General features: G+C 68.3%; 22 protein-coding genes, 1 tRNA gene and 2 riboswitches. Of the genes, 13 read left to right on the top strand and 10 right to left on the bottom strand.

Features of this window, described 5'->3' with window-relative positions; all coding sequences use genetic code 11:
* The first annotated feature begins 160 nt into the window (after nt 1–160).
* Nucleotides 161–234: transfer RNA gene (locus tag LF262_RS12810), tRNA-Thr, on the top strand.
* Between the two features lie 17 nt (nt 235–251).
* Here the strand turns inward: LF262_RS12810 and LF262_RS12805 are convergent.
* Nucleotides 252–410, bottom strand: coding sequence for a hypothetical protein (locus LF262_RS12805; protein WP_372462775.1), 159 nt, complete (start codon nt 408–410; stop codon nt 252–254).
* 347 nt (nt 411–757) lie between these two features.
* On the opposite strand from LF262_RS12805, the gene LF262_RS12800 reads away from it, so the two are divergent.
* Complete coding sequence (locus tag LF262_RS12800) at nt 758–976, top strand: hypothetical protein (RefSeq protein ID WP_235780780.1); 219 nt, start codon at nt 758–760, stop codon at nt 974–976.
* A gap of 156 nt (nt 977–1132) precedes the next feature.
* Here LF262_RS12800 and LF262_RS12795 read toward each other — a convergent pair whose 3' ends face one another.
* Nucleotides 1133–1429: a hypothetical protein gene (locus LF262_RS12795; protein ID WP_235780779.1), complete on the bottom strand. Its 297-nt coding sequence runs from the start codon at nt 1427–1429 to the stop codon at nt 1133–1135.
* 159 nt (nt 1430–1588) lie between these two features.
* Here LF262_RS12795 and LF262_RS12790 point away from each other — a divergent pair, with 159 nt between their 5' ends.
* Complete coding sequence (locus tag LF262_RS12790) at nt 1589–2119, top strand: hypothetical protein (RefSeq protein ID WP_235780778.1); 531 nt, start codon at nt 1589–1591, stop codon at nt 2117–2119.
* Between the two features lie 103 nt (nt 2120–2222).
* Here LF262_RS12790 and LF262_RS12785 read toward each other — a convergent pair whose 3' ends face one another.
* Together LF262_RS12785 and LF262_RS12780 are read right to left on the bottom strand one after the other, a co-directional pair.
* Nucleotides 2223–2903, bottom strand: coding sequence for a DUF1345 domain-containing protein (locus tag LF262_RS12785; RefSeq protein ID WP_235780777.1), 681 nt, complete (start codon nt 2901–2903; stop codon nt 2223–2225).
* A 65-nt stretch (nt 2904–2968) separates the two neighbouring features.
* On the bottom strand, nt 2969–3271 hold the full coding sequence (locus LF262_RS12780) for a DUF4193 family protein (protein WP_235780799.1): 303 nt from the start codon (nt 3269–3271) through the stop codon (nt 2969–2971).
* A gap of 126 nt (nt 3272–3397) precedes the next feature.
* Between LF262_RS12780 and LF262_RS12775 the strand changes: the two genes are divergently transcribed.
* Entirely contained in the window at nt 3398–4057 is a 660-nt protein-coding gene (locus LF262_RS12775) for a cyclodeaminase/cyclohydrolase family protein (protein ID WP_235780776.1), read from the top strand.
* 64 nt (nt 4058–4121) lie between these two features.
* Here the strand turns inward: LF262_RS12775 and LF262_RS12770 are convergent, their stop codons facing one another.
* The gene (locus LF262_RS12770) at nt 4122–4370 is read right to left on the bottom strand and encodes a hypothetical protein (protein ID WP_235780775.1); all 249 of its coding nucleotides are present in this window, start codon (nt 4368–4370) and stop codon (nt 4122–4124) included.
* Nucleotides 4371–4691: 321 nt separating this feature from the next.
* Nucleotides 4692–5429 carry an MBL fold metallo-hydrolase gene (locus LF262_RS12765; protein ID WP_235780774.1) on the bottom strand — a complete coding sequence of 246 codons (738 nt, stop codon included), beginning with the start codon at nt 5427–5429 and terminating at the stop codon, nt 4692–4694.
* Nucleotides 5430–5486: 57 nt separating this feature from the next.
* Between LF262_RS12765 and LF262_RS12760 the strand changes: the two genes are divergently transcribed.
* Nucleotides 5487–6065, top strand: coding sequence for a TetR/AcrR family transcriptional regulator (locus tag LF262_RS12760; protein ID WP_235780773.1), 579 nt, complete (start codon nt 5487–5489; stop codon nt 6063–6065).
* A 25-nt stretch (nt 6066–6090) separates the two neighbouring features.
* Complete coding sequence (locus LF262_RS12755; protein WP_235780772.1) at nt 6091–6855, top strand: dienelactone hydrolase family protein; 765 nt, start codon at nt 6091–6093, stop codon at nt 6853–6855.
* A gap of 176 nt (nt 6856–7031) precedes the next feature.
* Here the strand turns inward: LF262_RS12755 and LF262_RS12750 are convergent, their stop codons facing one another.
* On the bottom strand, nt 7032–9200 hold the full coding sequence (locus LF262_RS12750) for a transglycosylase domain-containing protein (RefSeq protein ID WP_235780771.1): 2169 nt from the start codon (nt 9198–9200) through the stop codon (nt 7032–7034).
* Between the two features lie 39 nt (nt 9201–9239).
* On the bottom strand, nt 9240–9716 hold the full coding sequence (locus tag LF262_RS12745) for a hypothetical protein (RefSeq protein WP_235780770.1): 477 nt from the start codon (nt 9714–9716) through the stop codon (nt 9240–9242).
* A gap of 99 nt (nt 9717–9815) precedes the next feature.
* Here LF262_RS12745 and LF262_RS12740 point away from each other — a divergent pair, with 99 nt between their 5' ends.
* Together LF262_RS12740 and LF262_RS12735 are read left to right on the top strand one after the other, a co-directional pair.
* Nucleotides 9816–10280 carry a GatB/YqeY domain-containing protein gene (locus LF262_RS12740; RefSeq protein ID WP_235780769.1) on the top strand — a complete coding sequence of 155 codons (465 nt, stop codon included), beginning with the start codon at nt 9816–9818 and terminating at the stop codon, nt 10278–10280.
* 97 nt (nt 10281–10377) lie between these two features.
* A complete protein-coding gene (locus LF262_RS12735) occupies nt 10378–11310 on the top strand; it encodes a hypothetical protein (RefSeq protein ID WP_235780768.1) in 933 nt (310 codons plus the stop codon).
* A 74-nt stretch (nt 11311–11384) separates the two neighbouring features.
* Here the strand turns inward: LF262_RS12735 and LF262_RS12730 are convergent, their stop codons facing one another.
* Nucleotides 11385–12005 (bottom strand): L-threonylcarbamoyladenylate synthase, encoded by a 621-nt coding sequence (locus tag LF262_RS12730; protein ID WP_235780767.1) that lies wholly within the window; start codon nt 12003–12005, stop codon nt 11385–11387.
* Nucleotides 12006–12092: 87 nt separating this feature from the next.
* Between LF262_RS12730 and LF262_RS12725 the strand changes: the two genes are divergently transcribed.
* From LF262_RS12725 to LF262_RS12710, 4 genes are all read left to right on the top strand, one after another.
* A complete protein-coding gene (locus tag LF262_RS12725; RefSeq protein WP_235780766.1) occupies nt 12093–12323 on the top strand; it encodes a hypothetical protein in 231 nt (76 codons plus the stop codon).
* Between the two features lie 74 nt (nt 12324–12397).
* Nucleotides 12398–15031, top strand: coding sequence for a Tex family protein (locus LF262_RS12720; RefSeq protein WP_372462774.1), 2634 nt, complete (start codon nt 12398–12400; stop codon nt 15029–15031).
* 105 nt (nt 15032–15136) lie between these two features.
* Nucleotides 15137–15772 carry a GNAT family N-acetyltransferase gene (locus LF262_RS12715; protein WP_235780765.1) on the top strand — a complete coding sequence of 212 codons (636 nt, stop codon included), beginning with the start codon at nt 15137–15139 and terminating at the stop codon, nt 15770–15772.
* A gap of 169 nt (nt 15773–15941) precedes the next feature.
* Entirely contained in the window at nt 15942–16130 is a 189-nt protein-coding gene (locus LF262_RS12710; RefSeq protein WP_235780764.1) for a hypothetical protein, read from the top strand.
* An 87-nt stretch (nt 16131–16217) separates the two neighbouring features.
* On the opposite strand, the gene LF262_RS12705 is transcribed toward LF262_RS12710, so the two are convergent.
* A complete protein-coding gene (locus LF262_RS12705; RefSeq protein ID WP_235780763.1) occupies nt 16218–18725 on the bottom strand; it encodes a bifunctional YncE family protein/alkaline phosphatase family protein in 2508 nt (835 codons plus the stop codon).
* A gap of 226 nt (nt 18726–18951) precedes the next feature.
* Nucleotides 18952–19050: riboswitch (glycine riboswitch) on the top strand.
* 1 nt (nt 19051) lies between these two features.
* A riboswitch (glycine riboswitch) is annotated at nt 19052–19148 on the top strand.
* A 42-nt stretch (nt 19149–19190) separates the two neighbouring features.
* Between LF262_RS12705 and gcvP the strand changes: the two genes are divergently transcribed.
* The gene (gene gcvP / locus LF262_RS12700) at nt 19191–22088 is read left to right on the top strand and encodes an aminomethyl-transferring glycine dehydrogenase (RefSeq protein ID WP_235780762.1); all 2898 of its coding nucleotides are present in this window, start codon (nt 19191–19193) and stop codon (nt 22086–22088) included.
* The last annotated feature ends 47 nt before the right edge of the window (nt 22089–22135 follow it).

Raw genomic sequence — 22135 nt, 5'->3', positions numbered from 1 at the left:
GGCCAGTGGCGCCTTCTTTCACGCACGACGGCGGCCCGGCCCCTCGGGGGCCGGGCCGCCTTGGCATCGGGGTGCTCTGGGCGCTGAGGGGCCGCCGGCGCGGTTTCGGGCTCGCGAGCGGACCCGGTAGTCTTGTATGGCGCGTCCGATGCGGCGTCCCGCCCCCTTAGCTCAGTTGGCCAGAGCATCTGTCTTGTAAACAGAGGGTCGCCGGTTCGAATCCGGCAGGGGGCTCAGAGAGAATCCCCACGTCAGAGTAGGGTCGTCACGATGCCTCTGGTCTCTGTGGCCACATTCTGGCCTCGATTCGCCGCAGCTGCGTCCAGTTTCGTCGCGACGCGGTCGAGATCGTCGTCAAAGAGGTCGGCATAGACGTCGAGGGTCATGGCGGCCGACGCGTGGCCGAGCATGTGCTGGACGGCCTTGACGATCGCCCCGGCCGAGATGGCCAGCGACGCCCCGCTTGGAAGACGCGCTTGCGGAAGTTGTTCCCCCGGATCTCGTGGCCCTGGGAGCTGGTGAACAGGGGCTCGTCGGGGCCCTTGCCGCCCCTTCGCTGCCGGAGGGGCTCTCTGAGGACGCCCGGGTAGGGCACCGAGCGCCCATCGTGGTCAGCTACACCAAGAGCTAGCCGCCCAAGGCGTGAGCGCGGGGTCGACGCCATGACGGTGCCCGCTCGCCGGAATGGTTCACGCCGGAGGGAATGGGCAAGGACATTACGTACGGATCTTTCCCCCTCACACTGGAGGTTGCTGTCATGCTCGAGAAGCTGCATGAGATGGGAATCAAGAGCGAATACGCCTACATGGCCGGGTTCGGGTCGATCGGATTCTCGTTCGTCTCCTGGGCCATCAGCCGGATGAACCCGAACCACGACCGCGCACAATCCGACCGCTGGGGCATTTTCGTCGGCCACTGGGCGCCGACCTTCTTCGCGATCGGCATTGGGCTGAAGCTCGAGGAGAAGGGCCGCTGAGGCACACCTAGGAGACGTCGATAGGCCCGCCGTCACCGCGTGAGCGCATTTTGAGCGGCTCACGCCCCGGTGTCACCTCGGCACCTAACCGTGGCGGCTGACTATGTGGCTGAGGGCCCAGTCGTGCCCAGCCTCCCGGATGGCCCCGGCCTCGGGTCAGCGCCGGGCGTAGCCCGCCTGGTAGTCCTCGGCGTCCATGCGGGCAGCCTCGCGGCGGCCGAGGAAGTCGATGGTCCGCAGGGCGCGGAAGGTGCTCACCAGGAGGCAGATGCCCCCGATAAAGCCAATCCCTACCGCGAGGAAGTAGATCGGGAAGGCGACCCGGAGCGCATCGGGGTTCGCGGTGCCGGCGATGAGGAAGCCGAAGGCCGCGACCCCCGGCGCCACGAGCCAGAGCAGGATGAGACCGATGGCGGTCGGTACAACCGAGCTGCGCGGCCTGTAGTTCTCCATGTCCGTCCCCCCCGTCCAGAAGCCGGCCCTCCCAGGCCGTTCTACACACTCAAGCTAGCAGCCAGGGTAGGACCGGCGCCCAGGGCCACACCGGCAATCGGTTGGGCGGCCGCATCATCGGGTAACGCTGAGCCGTACCGACGGCGCACAGGAGGACTGATGAGTGATACACCGGAGACCGAGAACCGGATCTCGGACGACGTGCTGGCAGGCTACCTCCACAACCACGTGGTTGCAGCCAATTCAGGCGAACACCTGATCGAAGAGGCGGCCAAGGCATGGACAGGGACCCCCTACGGCCCCACCATGACGAGGCTGACCGACGAGATCAAGGAGGACTCCGAGGAGCTCCAGCGGATCGTGGAGACCCTTGGCATGAAGGTCCCAGTTCACAAGCAGGCCATCTCGTGGGTCGGCGAACAGGCTTCAAAGCTGGCCCCACTCAACCCATCCCACGGCAGCGCCGGCCACCACCCTCAGCTCGAGCTGGAGTCCCTCATCAGCGCCGTGACAGGGAAATCGCTCCTGTGGGAGACGCTCCAGCTCCTCGCGGAAGAAGACGGCCGCATCGACGCCGCCCAGATGGAGCGCCTCCACGTCCGCGCCGTTGAGCAAATAGGAGCGCTCACTGGGATCATGCGGGCGACAGCGAAGGCACGCTTCCGGAACGAAGCGATCAAGGGACCCTGATGGCCAGGGAGGAGCCGGACTGTCACCTAACCGCAGTCCACGGGAAGCGCTTCGCTGATGCAGATCGAGGTGGCCACCACCGCCTCGGGCGCAGTTGCTGAATTCAGTTGTTCTGGGTAGCGAGCCCGATGACGAGGTTGATGGTTGCGGCGAGGATGACAGTCGAGAAGACGTAGGCGAGGATGCCCTGCTTGAGTGCCTCGGTGCGGATCTGCGGGGTAGTCAGGTTGGTGTCCGAAACTTGGAACGTCATCCCGAGGGTGAATCCGAGGTAGGCGAAGTCCGTGTACTTGGGCGGCTCGTCCTGGTTGAACCCGATTCCTCCGGGGTGTCTTGACGTGTAGTAGACCTCGGCGTAACGCAGGATGAAGATGGTATGGAGCATGAGCCAGGACGCTGCTACTACGAGGATGGCGAGAAGGGCCAGGCCCACCTTCGCAGCGCCCTTGTACTGGCTCCCTGAGGCGATGACCATGATGACGGCGATGATCGCTGCGGCATTCGCGCAGAGGATGAGGAAGTCACGGGTGCCCCGGCGAGGGTCCTCCTGGCGTGCATGTGCCCGGGTCTGATCGGCGTCCATCGGCAGGACCCTCACCAGGACCCAGATGTCGTACACGAGTGCAGCCGCCCCCCAGCCGGCGGCTGGGGCGTGCCACCACGAGGAGGTGAGGCCGATGAGGACGGCGGCGGCGACACCCGCCGCGAGCATTGTCCACGTGCGGAGGCGGGCGGTGGCGGCCCGAGCCGAGGTGCCGGCAGTGGGGACAGAGCGTGCATTCATGGCTGTCCTTTACCCGCACGCCGGGAATCGAGACCGGGAAGCTCGCGGAAGGGCCGCTTGGAGGATCAGCCTTCGCAGTCCCGGCAGTAGGCGAGCCCGTCCTTCTCCAGAGCCTTCTGGGAGCGGTGCCGGACCAGGAAGCACGACTGGCAGACGAACTCGTCCTCGCCCTGCGGGATGACCTGCACCGTGAGTTCCTCGGCGACGAACTCCCCGCCGGGCATGCTGCCGCTCTCGCCGCTCTCGTCGACGTCGAGCTCGCTCACCACGCTGCGCGGGTCGGGTGCACTGACGGACTTCACAGCCTCTAGTGTGCTGTTCTGGGTTTCCTTGACGTCGGAGCGCAGTTCGTCGTAATCGGCGGCCACGTGCTTGGAGTCCTCTCGGCTGGAGATGATGTGACCAGCAACCGTACCACCTGCGCCCGGCGGACCTGCCATCGCCCTGCTCCGACCGGCGGTGTCGCGGGGCCAATTCTGGGCAAGGGTGAACTCGTGGACAACTCCCAGGACATCACCACTGGCACCTCGACCGTTGAGGCATGGACCAATGCCCTCGCACAATCCACAGGTTCGCCTGGCGGCGGTGCAGGCACGGGGGTGATGCTCGCTGTCGCCGCCTCCTTGGCGTCCATGGTTGCCGGGTACACCGAGGCGCAAGGCCCGCGGCGTCAGGAGGTTGACGCGCTGCAGGGCCGGGCACAGGCACTCCGTCGGGCTGCGCTTCAGCTGGCCGATGACGACGCCTCGGCGTCTCGAGCCTTCGGGGCGGCGTTCCGGCTGGATCCCGGCCTCCAGCGGGATGAAGCAATACGCACAGCGAGCGTCGACGCTGCCAAAGCCTCGGCAGTCCTCGGCGATCGGGCGATAGAAGCTGTCGACGATCTCGCCTGGCTCGCGGCCAACGGCAATCGGGCCCTCATCGCCGACGTCGTGGTCGCCTTCGGCGCCCTTCGGGCGGCCGTCGCCGGTGCACGCACAAACGTCAGCTTCGACTTAGCGTCCCTGCGGTCCGCCGGGAAGAGCCTTGAGGAGGTCCGGGGACAGCACCCAGACCTATGGTCCAGTGTCGGGCGTCTCGAGCAGGCAATGGAACGCATCGACGCCCTGACAGCCGAGGTCGACCGCCGGGCGGCACCGACAGGCGCCGTCTGAGATCAGCTGCCTCGGCCGGGCTCCACCGATGGTGCCAGGGCCGGGGACCGTGCAGACGGGTGGCCTAGCGGTCCCCGGCCCGACGGGTCAGCGCAGCACGGATCGCGTCGGTCAGCTGCTCTTTGTCGGGGAGGACCGCTGGCCCTCGGGGCGTCTGGAACGTCCGGCACGCCAGCTGCTGCGTCGGGATGGCCGGGAAGGGGTCGCGGCCGTTCACCAGGATCGTCGGGGAGCCGGCGAACCCCAGACGCGAGGCCTGCGTGCCATCCTGGACCTCGATCGCGAACACATCCACCTCGGCGGCTCCCGCCATGCGTGCGGCGGAACGGGTGAGCTGCAGAGCCGTCTGCCACTGCGGGCAGTCCTCTATGTACAGGATCTCGATACTGGCGGGAAGTTCATCTCATCCCCCTTGCCATCTCTAAAAATGTATATTTATATTTTAGAACGGCCCAGTACTAAGAGCAAGGTCGGGTTTCGGTCTCGGACGCTCGGGTAACTACCGGGGTGAGTTCCTCTCCCAATCAAGGTTCTCGCACGGCGGGCTGGTAACCCGCCTTTCCCGTGGAGGGGCCATTCCGGCCCCTCCACGGTGCGTGTCCGGGCCTCCCTGCACCACCCGCCCGGGCAGGTGTCAGGCGTTTGGCGACCCCGCGGCGTCGTGCGCGGCGCGGACGACGGCGTCGACCGCCTTCCCAACACCCTCCCGCCAGGGCGTGCCGTGGCCCGGGAGGACCCACTGGGCCCCTATGGTTCGCAGCCGCTCGAGCGAGGCAAGTGCCTCCGGCGGGTCGTCCGTGAAGGGCGCCGGCTGGGGCCCACTCCGACCAGTGAGGACGTGCCGGGTGGTCAGCGCATCGCCCACGAAGACTGCGTCGACGGACGGCACATAGATGGCGACGCTCCCGGGGGAATGGCCTGGGAGTCCGAAGATCCGCGGGGCGCCCGGCAGGTCCAAGACGTCCCCGGCGGCGAACTCGCGCACTTCCGTCAGGTGCACAGGCCTCATCCCGCCCTTCGCGATCCCGTACGCCATGAACTTCACGATGGGCCCGAGACGCATGGGGCCCCAGCTCGGTCTGGTGGACTGGAGGCCCCGCGCGCGGGCGCTGTCCGCGCCATGCACGTAGACGGGCACACCGTGCTCGCGCCGCAGGCGCTCCGCGAACCCAATGTGGTCGCTGTCGCCGTGGGTGAGCAGCACGGCACGGATGTCTGAGGCTGGGCGGCCCAGCGCCGCAAGCTCGGCCTGCAGGTCCTTCCAATGGCCGGGAAGTCCCGCATCGATGACGGTGATGCCGCCCGGCTCGATGACGAGGTAGGCGGCGACAATGTCGTTTCCGATCCGGTGGAGTCCTGGGGCTAGTTCCATAATGGCTAGGGTAATTAGCTATCATGGCTAATAGCAATAGCAATGAAGGAGGAGCCCGTGCCCACCCCGGAACGCACGAACGTGGCAGAGATCATCGCCGCGGCGCAGGAGCTCCTCGAGGCCTCAGGGGTCGCGGGCCTCACCATGGCGGCCGTGGCGCACCGCGTGGGTGTGCGAGCGCCGTCGCTCTACAAGCGCGTCGGCGGCCGCGACGAGCTGCTCGGCCGCGTCGCGGTTGCTACCGTGCTCGACCTCGGCTCTCGTCTCGAAGCGGCTGCGGGAGTGGGGGCGAGCCACCATGACGCGGCCACCGCCCGCGCCGCCCTCACCCGGCTCGGGCGCGCCTACCGTGCCTTCGCGAAGGAGCGGCCCGCGGCCTACCAGCTGATCTTCGCCCAGGAGCCAGCGGCCGCGAGGCCGCAGCCCGAGCACCTCTCACGCGCGGCCGCCCCTGCGCTCGCCGTCACCGAGGCACTCGTCGGCCCCGAACGGGCCCTTGACGCCGCGCGGCTCGTCACCGCATGGGTCCACGGCTTCATGAGCATGGAGTTGAGCGGGGCGTTCCGCCTCGGGGGCGACGTCGAACGCGCCTTCGAGTACGGATTGGCCGCCTTGTCCGAGACACTCGGCCGCTAGCAGCCAAGACCGCTAGCCTGTGGGCATGACTGAGCTCATCGAGATCCCTGCTCCGGACGGCACTGCCCAGGCACTTGTGGCCCGCCCATCCACCGGCGAAGGCCCGTTCCCCGGCGTCATCCTCTACATGGACGCCTTCGGGATCCGTCCCCGCATCGAGGAGATGGCCCAGCGCATCGCCGACTGGGGCTACGTGGTCCTCGCACCGAACGTGTTCTACCGCGAGGGAACGGTCGAGGAGCTGAGGCCCAGCACTGACATGACCACCCCCGAGGGCCGCCAGTCCGCGGGCGAGGTCGCGTTCCCCCGGGTCGGCCGGCTCACCGCCGACAAGGCGGTTGCCGACGCCGCTGCCTGGGTGGAGGCACTTCGCTCTCTCGACGGCGTTGCACCCGGTCCGCTCGGCACCACCGGCTACTGCATGGGCGCCCGGCTGGCCGTCCGCACTGCGAGCACTCATCGCGAGATCGCCGCAGCCGGCGGGTTCCACGGTGCTGGCCTCGCCACCGATACCCCCGACAGCCCGCACCTCGGTCTCCCCGACGCCCGCGCCCGGTTCGTGTTCCTCCACGCAGACCATGATCGGAGCATGGACCCCGAGGCGGTGGCACGGCTCGGCGACGCTCTCGGCGGGGCCGGACTCACGGCGTCGAACGAGATCTACCCCGGGGCGGCGCACGGCTACACGATGGCAGACACCTCCGCGTACCACGAGGAGGCCGCCGAGGAGCACTTCCGCAGGCTGCGGGAGCTCCTCGACGCGACCCTCAAGGACCGGCCCGCGGCCTAGGGCGGCGACCACGGCGGTGGGTTCGCGCACGACGCCGCCTGCCCACGCGCCGTCGTGCGCCCGCCGCCCGCTCTGGTCACCGCCCCCGCATGGGCCCATCATGGAAGTGCTTGAGAAGCGTGCGTTCGCCCGGGAGCCCAGGGTTCCCGGGCGCGTCCGTGCCGGCCCGCGCGCGGCTACTTCTTCGGGGCGTTGATGAGGCTGGGCGGCGGGGGGTCGAAGTTGCCGTGGTCGTAGAGGTTGAGCACCTTCTGCATGTACCACGCCCACTGTGGCCCAGCGATGTATGCGCCGTCGATGTTCTTCCAGTACCTGCCGTTGACTATCACGTTCCGGCCCATGTGGGCCTCAGGGTTCCCGAGCGGCTCTCCGAAGTATGAGGCGGTGGCGAGGCCGCGGGTGTAGCCGACGAGCCAGGTCTCGCTGTTGAACTCGTTCGTGCCGGTCTTGGCGGCATCGGGCACGCCGAGGGTGATGGTCTTGCCTGCGTCGTCCTTGATGTTGTACCCCGAGCCCTTGGTCAGGACGTCCTGGAGGACGTTGGTCGCAGCCTTCGCGACATCGGGCTTGATGGCGCCCGGCTGGCACGCCTGCGTCTGGCCGCCAATCTTCTTTCCCTGGGCGTCCGTGACGGCGGTGATCGACATCGGGGTGCAGTACGTCCCGTTCGCTGCGAACGTCGCGTAGGCGGAGGCCATGGTCAGGGGGGAGACGCTCAAGCCGCCCAGGAGGTTGCCGAGGGTGGACATGTCGAGCTTGGTGTCCTTGCCGCCACCGTCTCGCATGCCGAGCGCGTCCGCCGCGCGCTGGATGTCACAGAAGTCGCTGAGCTCCGCTGCCGAGGCGAACGTGGCGGTGTTGATGGACTGGTAGATGCCCTCGCGGACCGTCATGGGCCGGTACCACTGAGGCTCGTCGTTTTGGAGGTCGGGGGCTGTGCCGCGGCTCACCGTCGTGTCGTCGTACGCGCCGATGACCTTGCCGCAGGTATCGCGCCAAGGGTGGTTCAGCGGGTAGCGGCGCTTGGCGGCGTCGACCATCTGGTCGGTCGGCTTGCCCTCGCTCAGCCAGGCCGTGAGCGTGATGGGCTTCATGGCCGAGCCGGGCTGGAACCCGCCCGCGCCCCCGAGGTCGTTGCCCTTGGCGTCAGTGCGGTCCACGTTGAAGTTGTAGTTCGTCACAAAGTTCAGTCCCTGGCCTGCAAGCATGCGGGTGTTCTGTGCCATCGCCAGGACTTTGCCCGTGCCGGGCTGGACGGTCACGAGAGAGGTTCCCCACTTGTCCGGGTTCGCGCCGGCCGTCGCATCGACCTGGGCCTGGGCCGGGGCCTGGAGACGCGGGTCGAGGGTCGTGGTGATGGTCAGCCCCGCACGCGTGACCTTCTGATAGCGGTCGTCCGCTGTCGCTCCGTAGGCCGGGTCGTTGAGGATCTGGTGCAGCACATAGTCGCAGAAGTACTGGGCCTGGGCGGCGTAGGGGCAGCCCTGCCTGGGAGGGCTGACCTTGAGCTCTAGCGGTGCCGTGACTGCGTCGTCGTGCTCCTTCTGCGTCACGTACCCATGCTTGAGCATCGCGTCGAGCACGAGGTCGCGCCGCTGGACTGAGGCCTCCGGATGTGCGGTGGGGTCGTAGATGGTGGGCCCGTTCACCACGCCGGCGAGCAGCGCAGCCTGAGGGAGGGTGAGGTCCTTGGCGTCCACCGAGAAGAAGTACTGGCTGGCGGCCTGGACACCGTAGGCGTGGGTGTTGAAGAAGACCAAGTTGAGGTACCCGGCGAGGATGTCGTCCTTCGAATACTTCTTCTCGAGGGCTATGGCAAGCTTCATCTCCCGCAGCTTGTCGCCGATGCCCTTCTGCCCATTGAGCACCACGGTGGGGTCCTCGCCCTTGGCGAGCATGTTCTCCTTGAGCACGTTGGCCACGTACTGCTGCGTGAGTGTGGAGGCACCCTGGCGGTCACCGCGGATGTTCGCCACCACCGCGCGGACGATCCCCGTGGTGTCCACGCCTCCGTGGTCGTAGAACCGGTAGTCCTCGACGGCGATGATCGCATTCCTCACGTGAGGAGAGATCGCATCGAGGGGCACGGGCGTGCGGTTCTCGTTGTAGAGGGTCGCAATCTCCGAGCCATCCCCGGCCAGGATCTTGCTGACCCGCGCTGGGGGCGTCACCGTGAGCTCGGTGGGGAGATCGTCGAAGAACTGCACTGTGCCGTTCGTCGCGCCCCACGTCGCGGCTGCGACCGGCATGAAGATCCCCGCGACCAGCGCCCCGGCCAGGGCGCTGATCACCAAGAAGGCCACGAGCCTCCCGAGGGCCTTGGCCGCAGCGATGAGGATGCCCATCTCCGCATCCTAGGGGGTCCGCCACCCGTGGGCGAGACCTCAGGAAGGGTCCTCGCCGAGGCGCTTGAGATAGGTCTCGAGATCGTAGGGATTGCCCCGTGCGGGCGGTGCCGGACGGCGCGGAGTCACAGCGCCAGGAGCCCCTGCCGCTTGCCGTGCGCGGATCCTGTGGGGGCGGCCCGGGTGCCGGCGCATGAGCCTCACGCCGGTCCAGACCAGGACGAACAGAACAATCGGGACCCCGGCCACCCTCGCGATGTCGAGCACGGCAAGGCACAGCACCGCGATGACGAGCCACCTCAGGACGAGTGCGGCCAAGGGGACAGGCCGGACCCTCGGGATCCGGTCCCACCGGAGCACGGGTTGGACCGAGGGGGTCGAGCGCGGCTGTGCGGGCCGGCCCTGCACCGAACGGGTGCCCGGAGGCGATGGCGCAGCTGGGCGCGGGAGAGCGGTGGGGCGGCGGTACGGGCGTCCGTGCCGCGGGCCCTGGACCCTGTAGCGTATGCGTCCCACGGGGGCCTCCTCCGGCTCCTTCCATTGTAGAAGCGCCTACGCTTGGGGCAGACGGGCGTCCCATCGACGCCAGGACATCCACGAAGGAGACGGGTCCCCATGCCGACGCTCAAGGAGCGGCTCCACGCCGATGTGGTCACCCACATGAAGTCGGGGAACAAGACCGCGCTGACCACCGTGCGCAACGTGCTGGGCGAGATCGAGACGCGCGAGAAGTCCGGCAAGACCCCCATCACGCTCGACGAGGCGCAGCTCACCACGCTCCTGCAGAAGGAGGCGTCCAAGCGCCGCGAGACCGCTGAGATCTACGCCCAGGCGGGGGAGGATTCACGGGCCGCGGCGGAGCTCGCGGAGGCCGAGGTCATCGAGGCGTACCTGCCGAAGCCGCTCACCCGCGACGAGGTCGAGCAGATCGTCGACCGCGTGGTCGCGGCGCTCAGGGCCGAGGGAACCGAGCTGACCATGCGCCAGATGGGCCAGGTCATGAAGCCCGTGACCGCGGAGGTCGCCGGGAGATTCGACGGCAAGGCCGTCAGCGAGATTGTCCGCGCCCGGCTCACTTGAGGCTTCGCGGCTCCTTCTCGCGGCACCTCGCGACGTGTAGCCTCGCGTCGAGGGCCACGCACCCCCAGGCCCCACCAGCACTGCGAGGAGGCACTCCGTGACCACTTCAACTGTTGCACGCCGCACCGCATTCGCTCTTTCCGCCCTCCTGCTCGGAGCGGCCCTGGCCGCGCCCAGTGCGACAGCTGCCCCGCCCGAGCCCGATCCGGCGGGGAATGCCCATGTGAGCCTTGCCCGCGGCATTTCGCCGCGACAGGGACACGCGCCCCAGTCGCCCAATATGAGCTACCACGGCGGCACCATCCTGACCTCCGTGCCCGATATCCGCCCCATCTTCTGGGGGACGACGTGGCAGACCGACCCGGGCGACAAGGTCACGGGAATCGCAAGGTTCTACCAGGGCATGAACGCGAGCGATTACGCGCGTACCTCGGATGAGTACACGCAGTCCGGGAGAGTCCCAGTCACGTCCTCTGTGACATATACGAGGACCGTGCTGGACTACTCGTCCGCCTCGTCCTCCCAGTCGGCGGTCCTTGCCGAGGTCGGGAAGGCCATCCCGGACCCTGATCCCTCCGGTCAGGGCTACTATCCCGTCTACACTGACATTCCCCGGGGCCATGCTCGGTACTGCGCGTGGCACTCCGACGGCACCGTCAATGGGGTCCATGTCCAGTACGCCTTCTTCTTCAAGCTCGACGGCGATCCGGGCTGTGACCCCAACTCGACGGTCCCCGGCCAAAGCCCGGGCCTCCAGGCGCTCGCGAACGTGAGCGGCCACGAGCTGAGCGAAGCCCGGACGGATCCGAACATCAATGCCTGGTACGACGGCTCCGGCAACGAGAACGCGGACAAGTGCGCCTGGTCCTTCGGCTCGGACTACGTGACGTTCTCCAATGGAGACAAATGGAAGATCCAGGGCAACTGGAGCAACTGGGCCTACAACGGCCAGCAGGGCTACGCCAACCTGTCCGGGCAGAACGGCTGCCTCGACGGCGGCGCATACAAGTTGCCGCCGTCCTTCGGCTGACCCGTCCCTAGGCGGATGGCGGCCGCACGACGGCGGGTTCGCGCCCGCCGGCGTGCGGCCCCTTCGCGTTGCAGCTACTCGAAGCGGCTCGCGTCCCCAGCGCCGTGGCGGGCGATCTCGGCGCCGCCCGAGGTGAAGTCCACGACCGTGGTTGGCTCCGCCCCGCATTCGCCGGCGTCGATGACGGCATCCAGGACGTTGTCGAGCCGCTCCTTGATGTCCCAGCCGTCCGTGAGGGGGTCCTCGTCTCCGGGGAGGAGGAGGGTAGAGGAGAGCAGCGGCTCACCGAGCTCATGCAGGAGCGCCCGGACCACGGCATTGTCTGGAATGCGCACCCCGACAGACTTCTTCTTCGGGTGGAGCATGCGCTTGGGCACCTCGCGCGTCGCCGGGAGGATGAACGTGTACGGCCCGGGGGTAACGGCCTTGATGGCGCGGAACACGTCATTCGGCATCTCGACCAGTTGGCCCAGCTGGGCGAACTCCGCGCAGACGAGGGTGAAGTGGTGCTTGTCGTCGAGGTGGCGGATTCGGCGGATTCGGTCCAGCGCCTCGCGGTTGCCCATCATGGCCCCGAGCGCGTAGCAGGAGTCCGTCGGGTAGGCGATGAGCCCTCCCTCGCGCAGGATCTGCACCACCTGGCCGATCGCCCGGGGCTGGGGATCGACCGGGTGCACGTCGAAGAATCTGGCCATGCCCGCCAGCCTACGTACGCCAGCTCAATTGGCAACTCTCCGAGGCCGTGGACGAGAAAAGTCGGAGCTCTTCCTTAGCCTTTTTCTATGAGCACAGCAGCAGTCCACAGCAACATTTTCACCGCGGGTCCGGAGCGCGCACGCCTCACGCTCGTCGAGGACACGTGCCGTGATTGCGGCCGTGCCCTCGCCGAATTCGAGGAGCACCTCTGCGCTGCGTGCATCGACCTCGAGGCCCACGCATGGTGCCGCGAGTGCGGTGCGGTGCTGGCCAATGCCGACCTCGAGGTGGGTGCCTGCGCCGCCTGCCTGGCCTGAGCGTCCATCGTCGTCCGTGCGCTCGTCACCGCGAGGGCCGCACTCCTCGCTCCTGCCGGACGCCGACCACCGCAATGCGACCATCGCGCAATCCGTCCCACCGGTCTCCACGCCGTGTGCGCTGTTGCTGCGTGGGGCATCGGGGGACGACGACGAGGAGTGTCGGCGGCATAGGGCAGAGTAGAACCGTGAGCATCGAGACTGCCCCGACCCAGATCCAGCCCACTCTGCCGAGCGAGGAGGAGACCGCCGAGGCGATCGCCCGCATCCTCGCCGCCGAGCTGGGCGTTGCCCTTTGGCAGGTGAAGGCCGCGGTGGGGCTGTTGGGCGGCGGCTCGACCGTCCCGTTCATCGCCCGGTACCGCAAGGAGGCCACCGGTACGCTCGATGACGCGCAGCTGCGTGAGCTCGAGGAGCGCCTGCGCTACCTGCGCGAGCTCGAGGACCGCCGCCGGACCGTGCTGACTTCGATCGCCGAGCAGGGCGCGCTCACCGACGAGCTGCAGGCCGCGGTCCTCGCCACGACGACGAAGTCCCAGCTCGAGGACCTGTACCTGCCCTACAAGTCGAAGAGGCGCACCCGCGCGCAGATCGCCCGTGAAGCCGGCCTCGAGCCGCTCGCGGATGCCATCATCGCTCACCCCTCCCAGGACCTCGACGCCCTCGCTGCGGCCTACCTCAATGTGGAGCACGGCATCGCGACCGGCCAGGACGCCCTCTCCGGAGCGCGCGCCATCCTCACCGAGCGCGCCGGGCAGAAGGCGGAGCTCGTGGCGGACCTGCGCGAAAGGCTCTTCCGCGGCGGGCGCATCCATTCCGCGGCGAAGGGCGCGGGGAAGGCGAGTGCGGACGACGCCGCCACCCGCCCTGGCGCCGCCCCCTCGCCTGCCGTGGCGGGAGCCTCGCGGGAAGCGGGCAAGTACGCTGACTTCGAGGACTACGTCCAGCCCGTCGACGCACTTCCCGGCCACCGTGTGCTCGCGCTGCTGCGCGGGGAGCGCGAGGGTGCACTGTCCCTTGAGATCGTCGAGGCCGATCCCCGGGACGAGTCCGCGCTCGCCGACGCCCGGGCCGGCTATGAGGCCGCAGTAGCCCGTGCGCTGGGCGTCCGGGGCGGCTGGGAGACCGCCGCCGGGAAGTGGCTCCGGCAGACCGTCAAGGTGGCTTGGCAGGGTCGGCTCCTTGCCAAGCTCGAATCTGACCTCCGCTCCCGTCTCTTTGACGCCGCCGAGGACGAATCGGTCAAGGTGTTCGCCGCCAACCTCCGAGACGTGCTCCTCGCGGCGCCCGCAGGGAACCGGGCAGTCCTTGGCCTCGATCCGGGCCTGCGCACGGGCGTCAAAGTGGCCGTCGTGGATGGCACGGGCAAGGTCGTGGCCACGGCGACCGTGTATCCCCATGAGCCCGCGAAGAAGTGGGACCAGGCCCTCGAGGTGCTCGAGAAGCTCGCCCGCGAGCACGGCATCGAGCTCATCGCCGTGGGCAACGGCACCGCGAGCCGCGAGACCGACCGGCTTGCAGGGGAGCTGCTGACCCGCCTCGGGATGCCGCGCAGCGCCAAGGTGATCGTGTCGGAGGCCGGGGCCTCCGTGTACTCCGCTTCGGCACTGGCCTCCGCGGAGCTCCCGGACCTCGACGTGTCGCTCCGCGGCGCGGTCTCGATCGCACGGCGACTCCAGGACCCACTCGCCGAGCTCGTCAAGATCGATTCGAAGTCAATCGGCGTGGGCCAGTACCAGCACGATGTGACGCAGTCCAAGCTCGAGCGGACCCTGGACGCCGTGGTCGAGGACTGCGTGAACGCGGTCGGCGTGGACGTGAACACCGCCTCGCCGGCGCTCCTGGCCCGCGTGGCAGGACTGGGCCCCACCCTCAGCCGCAACATCGTCGAGTACCGCGATGCGAACGGAGTGTTCGCGTCCCGCGCCGCCCTCAAGAAGGTCCCGCGCCTCGGAGAGAAGGCCTTCGAGCAGTGTGCGGGCTTCCTCCGGATCTCCGGCGGCACCCAGCCCCTCGACGCCTCGGCCGTCCACCCTGAGGCCTACGGGCTGGCGACGCGCATCCTCGAAGCCGCGGGCGGGTCCAAGGAGCGCGTCGCGACGCTCGACCCGGCGCAGTTCGCCGACGAGCGCTTTGGCCTCCCGACGGTCAAGGACGTTATGACGGAGCTCGTACGCCCCGGCCGCGACCCCCGGCCCGAGTTCGTCACCGCGTCCCTCACCGAGGGCGTCGAGACCATCAAGGACGTCAAGCCGGGCATGATCCTTGAGGGGACCGTCTCCAACGTCGCCGCGTTCGGCGCCTTCGTGGACCTCGGCGTGCACCAGGACGGGCTCATCCACGTCTCGGCGATGAGCACCAAGTTCATCTCTGACCCGCGCGAGGTCGTGCAGTCGGGCCAGATCGTCAAGGTCAAAGTGCTCGACGTGGATGTTGCGCGCAAGCGGATTTCGCTGACCCTGCGCCTCGACGACGAGGTCGGCGCGGTCCGCAGGGAGCGGGGTGAGCCCGGTGAGCGGCGAGGTGGCCGCGGAGGCGAGGACCGGCGTCGTGCGTCTGAGGCTGACGGCCAGCGGAGCACTGGGTCCCGTCAGTGCGGGGGCGGCCAAGGTGCCGGAACCCAAGGCGGACAGCGTGGAGGGCAAGGGCCGGCCCCTGCTGATACGGCCCTCGCGGAGGCGCTGCGACGGGCAGGCCTTGCCCGTTGAGGCCGTGAGGCATCGCTCTCGGCCTCGAGGATGTCACGGGGCGCCGGGTGGATGCGCGGGAACGCTGCCGGTCCCTGTTTTCCTGGACTCTGTAGGGTGGGCCGGGTGACCGACCCCGTGCTCCTCAGCGGCTCCCGCGTGGCCCTGCGGGACTGGACCCCCGCCGACATCGAGGCGTTCCGCCGCTGGATCGTCCCGCCCGCACCCGGGTCGGCCAGCGGCGGGGTCCACGAGTGGCAGCTCTTCGACGGGCCCTACTATGCACGGTGGACCGCCGAGGGCGCGAATGGCTGGTGCGATTCGCTGCTGAGCAGAGCGCACGACGGCGATTGGCCGGCGGTGCGCGAGCATCTCGCCATCGTGGACGCGGCCTCGGGGGAGTTCGTGGGCCAGGTGTCCTGGTACTGGGAGGAGAAGCCGACGGCCGAGTCCGCGGACGGCACCGCGCTGCTTCCCTGGCGGCGGCTCGGGCTGGTCATCTTCGACCCCGCGCACTGGTCCGGTGGCTACGGCACCGAAGCCCTTGCGCTATGGACCGATTACCTCTTCGCTGTGACGGACAGCAGCCGGCTGGACTTCGCCACTTGGAGCGGGAACACGGGCATGTGCCGCATCGGCGCGAAGCTCGGCTTCACCGAGGAAGCGAGGTTCCGCAAGGCCCGCAAGGTCCGCGGTGAACTCTACGACGCGGTGGTCTACGGCGTGCTGCGCGAGGAATGGAAGGCCCGCTGTGCGGGCTGACGAGCTGCTCCACGACAAACACGGTCTGCAGGACGAGGCGGTCTCCGCACTCCGGGCTGTGTGGGCAACATCACCTTCGGCAGGGTGGCCTCGCGTCAATCCAGCAGGTCCGCTCGGGTCAGAATTGGCGTAGAGCTCATCACCTTGAGGGGCCGGAGCGAGTGGGGCAATGTTCGAGTTCAACCTTCAGACTGCCGTGTTCTTCGGCATTGTGGCCCTGGGCGGGCTGCTGTTCGCAGTGGGTGTTCTGGCTTTCATCGGGGCGGCCGTGATGATGGGCGCTGTTCGCTGCCTCATGCGGTCCACAGAGGTGGTGCAGGAGCGGCTGAATCACGATAGGTCCCAGGCCGCCGGCTGAGCAGCTGGCGGAAGCCGCGTGGACGAGGGGCCCCGATCCTCACGGATCCGGGCCCCTCGTGTCTCTCGGGCTACTTGGTCTGACGGATCAGCGGCCGTCCCCGTCCGGGTCAGATCCGGTCTTGGTGCTGCCACTGCCGATCACAGTGTGCTGCGGCTCGGGCATCAACAAGTCGGCGCCCTTCACGGACTTCCAGATCGCCTCATTGAAGGTGCGCTCGTCGATCCGGTCCTCACCGCTCAGGTCCTGCACTGAGGACTGTGCGGCCATCGGCGCGTTCGATCCGTTGAGCGCTGTCATCGGGTAGGTCGGCCTCAGGGCCGTGTAGGGCTCGAGCCTCGGGTTTGCCGTGAAGGAGGCGCTCATGGGCGTCGCGTACGCGTCGAACTGGGTGAGCGGCCTGAAGCCCGCGAGGAGGCCGATCGTGCGCACCATCGACGCGGTCGAGTAGAACGTCGAATCGACCTTGCCGGTCTGCGTGTACGGGCTGATCACGAGCGCAAGCGTGCGGTGTGCGTCCACATGGTCAGGGCCGTTCTGGGCGTCGTCCTCCGTGACGAAGATCGCGGTGTCCTTCCAGATCGGCGAGTGCGAGACGGTGTCGACGAGGCGGCCGAGTGCATAGTCGTTGTCCGCGACGTAGGCCTGCGGGGTCGGGGCCCCGGCCTTCGTGCCCTGCGTGTGGTCGTTCGGCAGGCGCACGAACTGCACGGTCGGAACGGTCCCCGACGAGATCTGGGAGCCGAAGTCCTTGACCCACTGATCCACGCGTGGGGTGCCGCAGTTCGTGGCCAGCGGCGCGAAGGTGCCGGAGGAGTCGGGGCATTTGAGGTCGTACCCTCGGTAGTCCTTGTCTGTCTTCGCGTTGAGCACAGGGTCCGACGAGACTGCCCCATTGGCGGTGTTGTTCACAAAGAACCCGTAGTTCCGGAAGCTCACTCCAGCTTTGTCGAGGCGCTGCCAGACGTACGAATTCGAGGGGTCCTGGGCTGCGTTCTCTGGGTTGGAGTTCTCCGAGGGATAGGGCGCCTTCCTGCCCGAGTAGTTGGCCGGCCACATCTGCTCGGCGTACGGGTTCGAGTTGGCCTGCGTGACCCAGTTCCAGCCGTTGGCGCTGACCTCGGCGTCGGCGTAGAAGTTGTCAATCGTGGTGAACCGTTTCGCGAGGGCGCGTATGTTGGGGGCCGAGTCGTCACCGAAGAGGTTGAGGGCCGGATCGCCGTTGCCCTGGCCTATGTTCCCCAGCACCTGATCGTAGGTGCGGTTCTCCTTGACCACGTAGATCACGTGCTTGATCGGCGTCTGGCCGCCCGCCTGGGAAGGCACTACGGCGCCGACGCCGGTGGTTGCCGGGCGGTTGTTGTTCTTGACCTGCTCGGTGGCCTTCTGCAGTTGGCCCCCAGTCGGCACCTCATAGCTCGAGAGCGTTCCCTTGATCATCGAGCCGGAGTACTGGTTCTCGGCCGTCTTGGCGGTCGAGGTCGGATCCGGGTGGCCAGGGCCGTCGTTGGGCCCGGCCCCGAGCCCCTTCGCATTCGTCACGTGGAGCGTGCCGCCCCGGAACGCGAGTGAGGACGGGTACCACGCGCTCGGGATCACGCCGGAGACGCTGTGGTCGGCGATGTCGACCACAGCGACGTCGTTGTTGCCCGAGTTCGCCACGAAGAGGCGGCCGCCCTTCTCGTCGAGCGCGAGGCCGGTCGGATTAGTGCCCACCGGGGCATCCGCATAGGGGCTGAGGCTGATCGTCTTCGCGTCGCCGGTTGCGGTGTCCACGGCGCTCACACTGTCCTCGTCGCCGTTGGCAACATAGAGCCTCGAGCCGTCCGAGGAGATCGTTGCCTTATTGGGGTGCAGGCCCACGCCGAACGTGCGCACGACGGCGGGCTGGGCGCCTGAGACGTCCACGACACTCACATCGGACGCGCCCTGGTTGGTCACGTAGGCGGTCTTGCCGTTGGGGGAGAGGGCAACGGCGAACGGCTTGCTGCCCGCAGGTGCCGTCTGCACCTCGCCCGTCGCTGTGTCGACGACCGAGACGGCGTTGCCGAGCTGGTCTGCGACCACGAGGCGCCTGCCGTCAGGGGTGACGGCGAGTCCCGCCGGGTACAGGTTGAGGGCCTTGCCGTCCGGGGTCTTTGTCGGGAAGGCGAGCGGCGCGCCCTCGGTGAGCTTGCCGCCGTCGACCGTATACGTGCGGATCTTGGCGTTCGCAGCGGCGCTCGCATAGGCCTTGGTCCCGTCAGGGCTCCAAGCGAGGCCCACATAGAGCGACTCAGGGGACGGGTAGGAGAGTGTCTGCTCGACCTCGTGGTCGTCGGTGTCTATGAGCTGGATGGACTGGGTGCCCTGGCCGTTGTTGGTCACGAGGAGACGCTTGCCATCGGGCGAGAGGGCCGAGTTGAGCGGAAGGTCACCGAGTACGGTCTGGATGCCCCACGGGGTCACACGCTGCCCGGTGGGGGTCGTGGCAGTGCCGTCCTTGGACGGCCCCGCAACAAGCGGTGCCACGGCGACGGCCACGCCCCCGCCGACAAGGGCGAGGGCGGCGGTGACCGCGATGGTTCTGCGGGTGGTTTTTGACAGTCTCGTCATGTGCGGAACGCTAGCCAGCATGCCGGACGGGATTCTGAACAGGAGCCTAAACAGAGCGCCGACTTTCGTGGCCATTCGGTGAAGCCGGTCAGGGTCGGCCTGAACTTTGGGAAGGCGCATGTGGCGCGGGGCATTTGCCGATGTGAGCCTCGGCATAGCACAATAGGTTCACGCCCCCGCAAGCGCTGCCGCGTCTGTGCGGGCGATAACTGAACAAATCAGCCTTTGATCTGCGGCGGGAGAGTCCTGCGAGCATGAGCAAGCAGGCGCCGTAGGAGCAACACCTCCCCAGGAATCTCTCAGGCACCCGTACCGCTGCGGCAAGGCAACTCTGGAAAGCGTCCCCACTCAGCGGGGGCTCACCGACGGTGCAAGCCGGAACCATCCGGCGGAATCTCTCAGGTCCCATACAGAGCGGGGAGGAACTGGAGTCAAAAGCCGGGCCCATCGGGCCGGGCCTGATTGATGGAGTTCCCCGTGACGGACCTTACCCCCGCAGCCTTCGTCGACCGGCACATCGGTGCCCGTCGCGATGCCGACATCAAGCACATGCTCAACGCTGTCGGCTTCGACAGCGTCGACGCCCTCGCCGCAACCGCGGTTCCCGACAGCATCAAGCAGGACGCGCCGCTCGTCCTGGACAAGGCGCTGAGCGAGGCCGAGACCCTGTCCGCGCTCCGCGCGCTCGCTTCAAAGAACAAGCCTCGGGTCCAAATGATCGGTCAGGGCTACTACGACACCGTCACGCCGCCGGTCATCCGCCGCAACGTCGTGGAGGATCCGGCCTGGTACACGGCGTACACCCCGTACCAGCCGGAAATCTCCCAAGGGCGCCTCGAAGCCCTCCTGAACTTCCAGACTGCCGTCGAGGACCTCACCGGACTCGCGATCGCCAACGCGTCGCTCCTCGACGAGGCCACCGCCGTGGTCGAGGCGGTGCTCCTCATGCGCCGGTCCAACAAGAACAGGGACGCGGCGGGGGGCCGAACCGTTCTCGACGCCGACCTCTTCCCGCAGTCCATCGCGATCGTCAAGGGCCGCGCCGCGGCGCTCGGGTTCGATGTCGAGATCGCGGACCTCTCGGCTGGCCTGCCCGACGGCCCGATCAACGGCATCGTCATCCAGCAGCCGGGCGCCTCCGGTGCCGTCCACGACGCCACGGCGCTCATCGCCCAGGCGAAGGAGCGCGGCGCGATGGTGACGATCGCCGCTGACCTGCTCGCCCTCACCCTCATCAAGTCGCCCGGCGAGCAGGGTGCCGACATTGCCGTGGGCAGCGCGCAGCGCTTTGGCGTCCCGCTGTTCTATGGCGGCCCCCACGCCGCGTTCATGAGCGTCCACAAGGGCCTCGAGCGCCAGCTCCCCGGCCGCCTCGTGGGCGTGTCGAAGGACGACGCCGGGATGCCCGCCTACCGTCTGGCCCTCCAGACCCGCGAGCAGCACATCCGCCGCGAGAAGGCTACGTCCAACATCTGCACCGCGCAGGCGCTCCTTGCGATCGTCGCGTCGATGTACGCCGTCTACCACGGGCCCGAGGGCCTCAAGGCGATCGCCCAGCGTACCCACGGCCACGCCCGCTCGCTCGCGGCAGCCCTCGCCGGCGCTGGGGTCGAGGTGGCGCACCGCAGCTTCTTCGACACTGTTCAGGCCCGCGTCCCAGGACGCGCAGCAGCAATCGTCGAGAAGGCCGAGCGCCAGGGCATCAACCTGCGTTTCGTCGACGCGGACACGGTGGGCATCTCGTGCGACGAGACCACCACGTCGGACCACGTCGCCACAGTTGCCGGCGTGTTCGGCGCGGGCGCCGCGGGCGACGGCCTCGACGTGCGCGGCGGCGCGGAGGGCAGCGCCGGGGAGTTCGACATCGAGACGGCCTCGCTGCGCTCAAGCGCCTACCTGACCCATCCGGTCTTCCACTCACACCGCTCTGAGACCCAGATGCTGCGCTACCTGCGCAAGCTCTCGGACCGCGACCTCGCCCTCGACCGCACGATGATCCCGCTCGGCTCGTGCACGATGAAGCTCAACGCCACGGTCGAGATGGAGTCCATGACGTGGCCCGAGTTCGCCGGGATCCACCCGTTTGCCCCGGATTCCCAGACCGAGGGCTGGCGTGAGCTCATTGCCGGCCTCGAAGCCGACCTCGCCGCGATCACGGGCTACGACCAGGTCTCGATCCAGCCGAACGCTGGGTCCCAGGGCGAGCTCGCGGGCCTGCTCGCCATCCGTGGGTACCACCGCTCACGCGGGGAGGGTCAGCGCAACGTCTGCCTCATCCCGGCCTCCGCGCACGGAACCAACGCGGCCTCGGCGGTGCTGGCGGGCATGAAGGTCGTCGTCGTGGCCACCGCGTCCGACGGCACGATCGACCACACCGACCTCGAGGCGAAGATCGAGGCGAACCGCGAGAGCCTGGCGGCGATCATGGTCACCTACCCGTCCACCCACGGGGTGTACGACGCCGACGTGCGGGACGTGTGCGACAAGGTCCACGCCGCGGGCGGCCAGGTGTACATCGACGGCGCCAACATGAACGCCCTCGTCGGCCTCGCCCAGCCGGGCAAGTTCGGCGGCGACGTCTCCCACCTGAACCTGCACAAGACGTTCTGCATCCCGCATGGCGGCGGCGGCCCCGGCGTCGGCCCCGTCGCCGCCCGCGCCCACCTCGCCCCGTTCATGCCCGGCGATGCCGCGGTGTGGCAGGGCGGCCCGGAGGAGCACGGCGTTCCAGTCTCTGCCTCCCGCTTCGGCTCAGCTGGCGTCCTGCCGATCTCGTGGGCGTACGTCAAGCTCATGGGCGGGGACGGCCTCACCGAGGCCACGAAGTCGGCGCTCCTGGCCGCCAACTACATCGCCAAGCGCCTCGACTCCTCGTTCCCGGTGCTCTACACGGGCGAGGCGGGCCTCGTGGCCCACGAGTGCATCCTCGACCTGCGCGATCTCACCGCCAAGACCGGTGTGACCGCGGAGGACGTCGCGAAGCGGCTCATCGACTACGGCTTCCATGCTCCGACCCTCGCATTCCCGGTGGCCGGCACGCTCATGGTCGAGCCGACTGAGTCGGAGGACCTCGGCGAGATCGACCGTTTCATCGATGCGATGATCTCGATCCGTGCCGAGATCGACCAGGTGTCCACCGGAGACTTCTCCGTCGAGGAGTCCCCGCTGCGCCGCTCGCCGCACACGGCTGCGGCTGTGGTCTCGAGCGACTGGGACCGTCCCTACACCCGCGAGCAGGCGGCCTTCCCGGGCAAGGTCCACAAGCAGGACAAGTACTTCGCCCCTGTGGGCCGCGTCGACGGCGCCGCCGGCGACCGGAACCTGATCTGCGCGTGCCCGCCCCTCGAAGCCTTCGAGGACTGATCAACGCTGGTGAGCGGGGTCGAAGCTGCGCACGCCGGGCTTCGACC

It is taken from the genome of Sinomonas notoginsengisoli, from assembly GCF_021554725.1.
Lineage (GTDB): Bacteria > Actinomycetota > Actinomycetes > Actinomycetales > Micrococcaceae > Sinomonas > Sinomonas notoginsengisoli.
The sequence above is the reverse complement of the archived record's forward strand: the minus strand, read 5'-3'. Positions and strand labels throughout refer to the sequence as shown.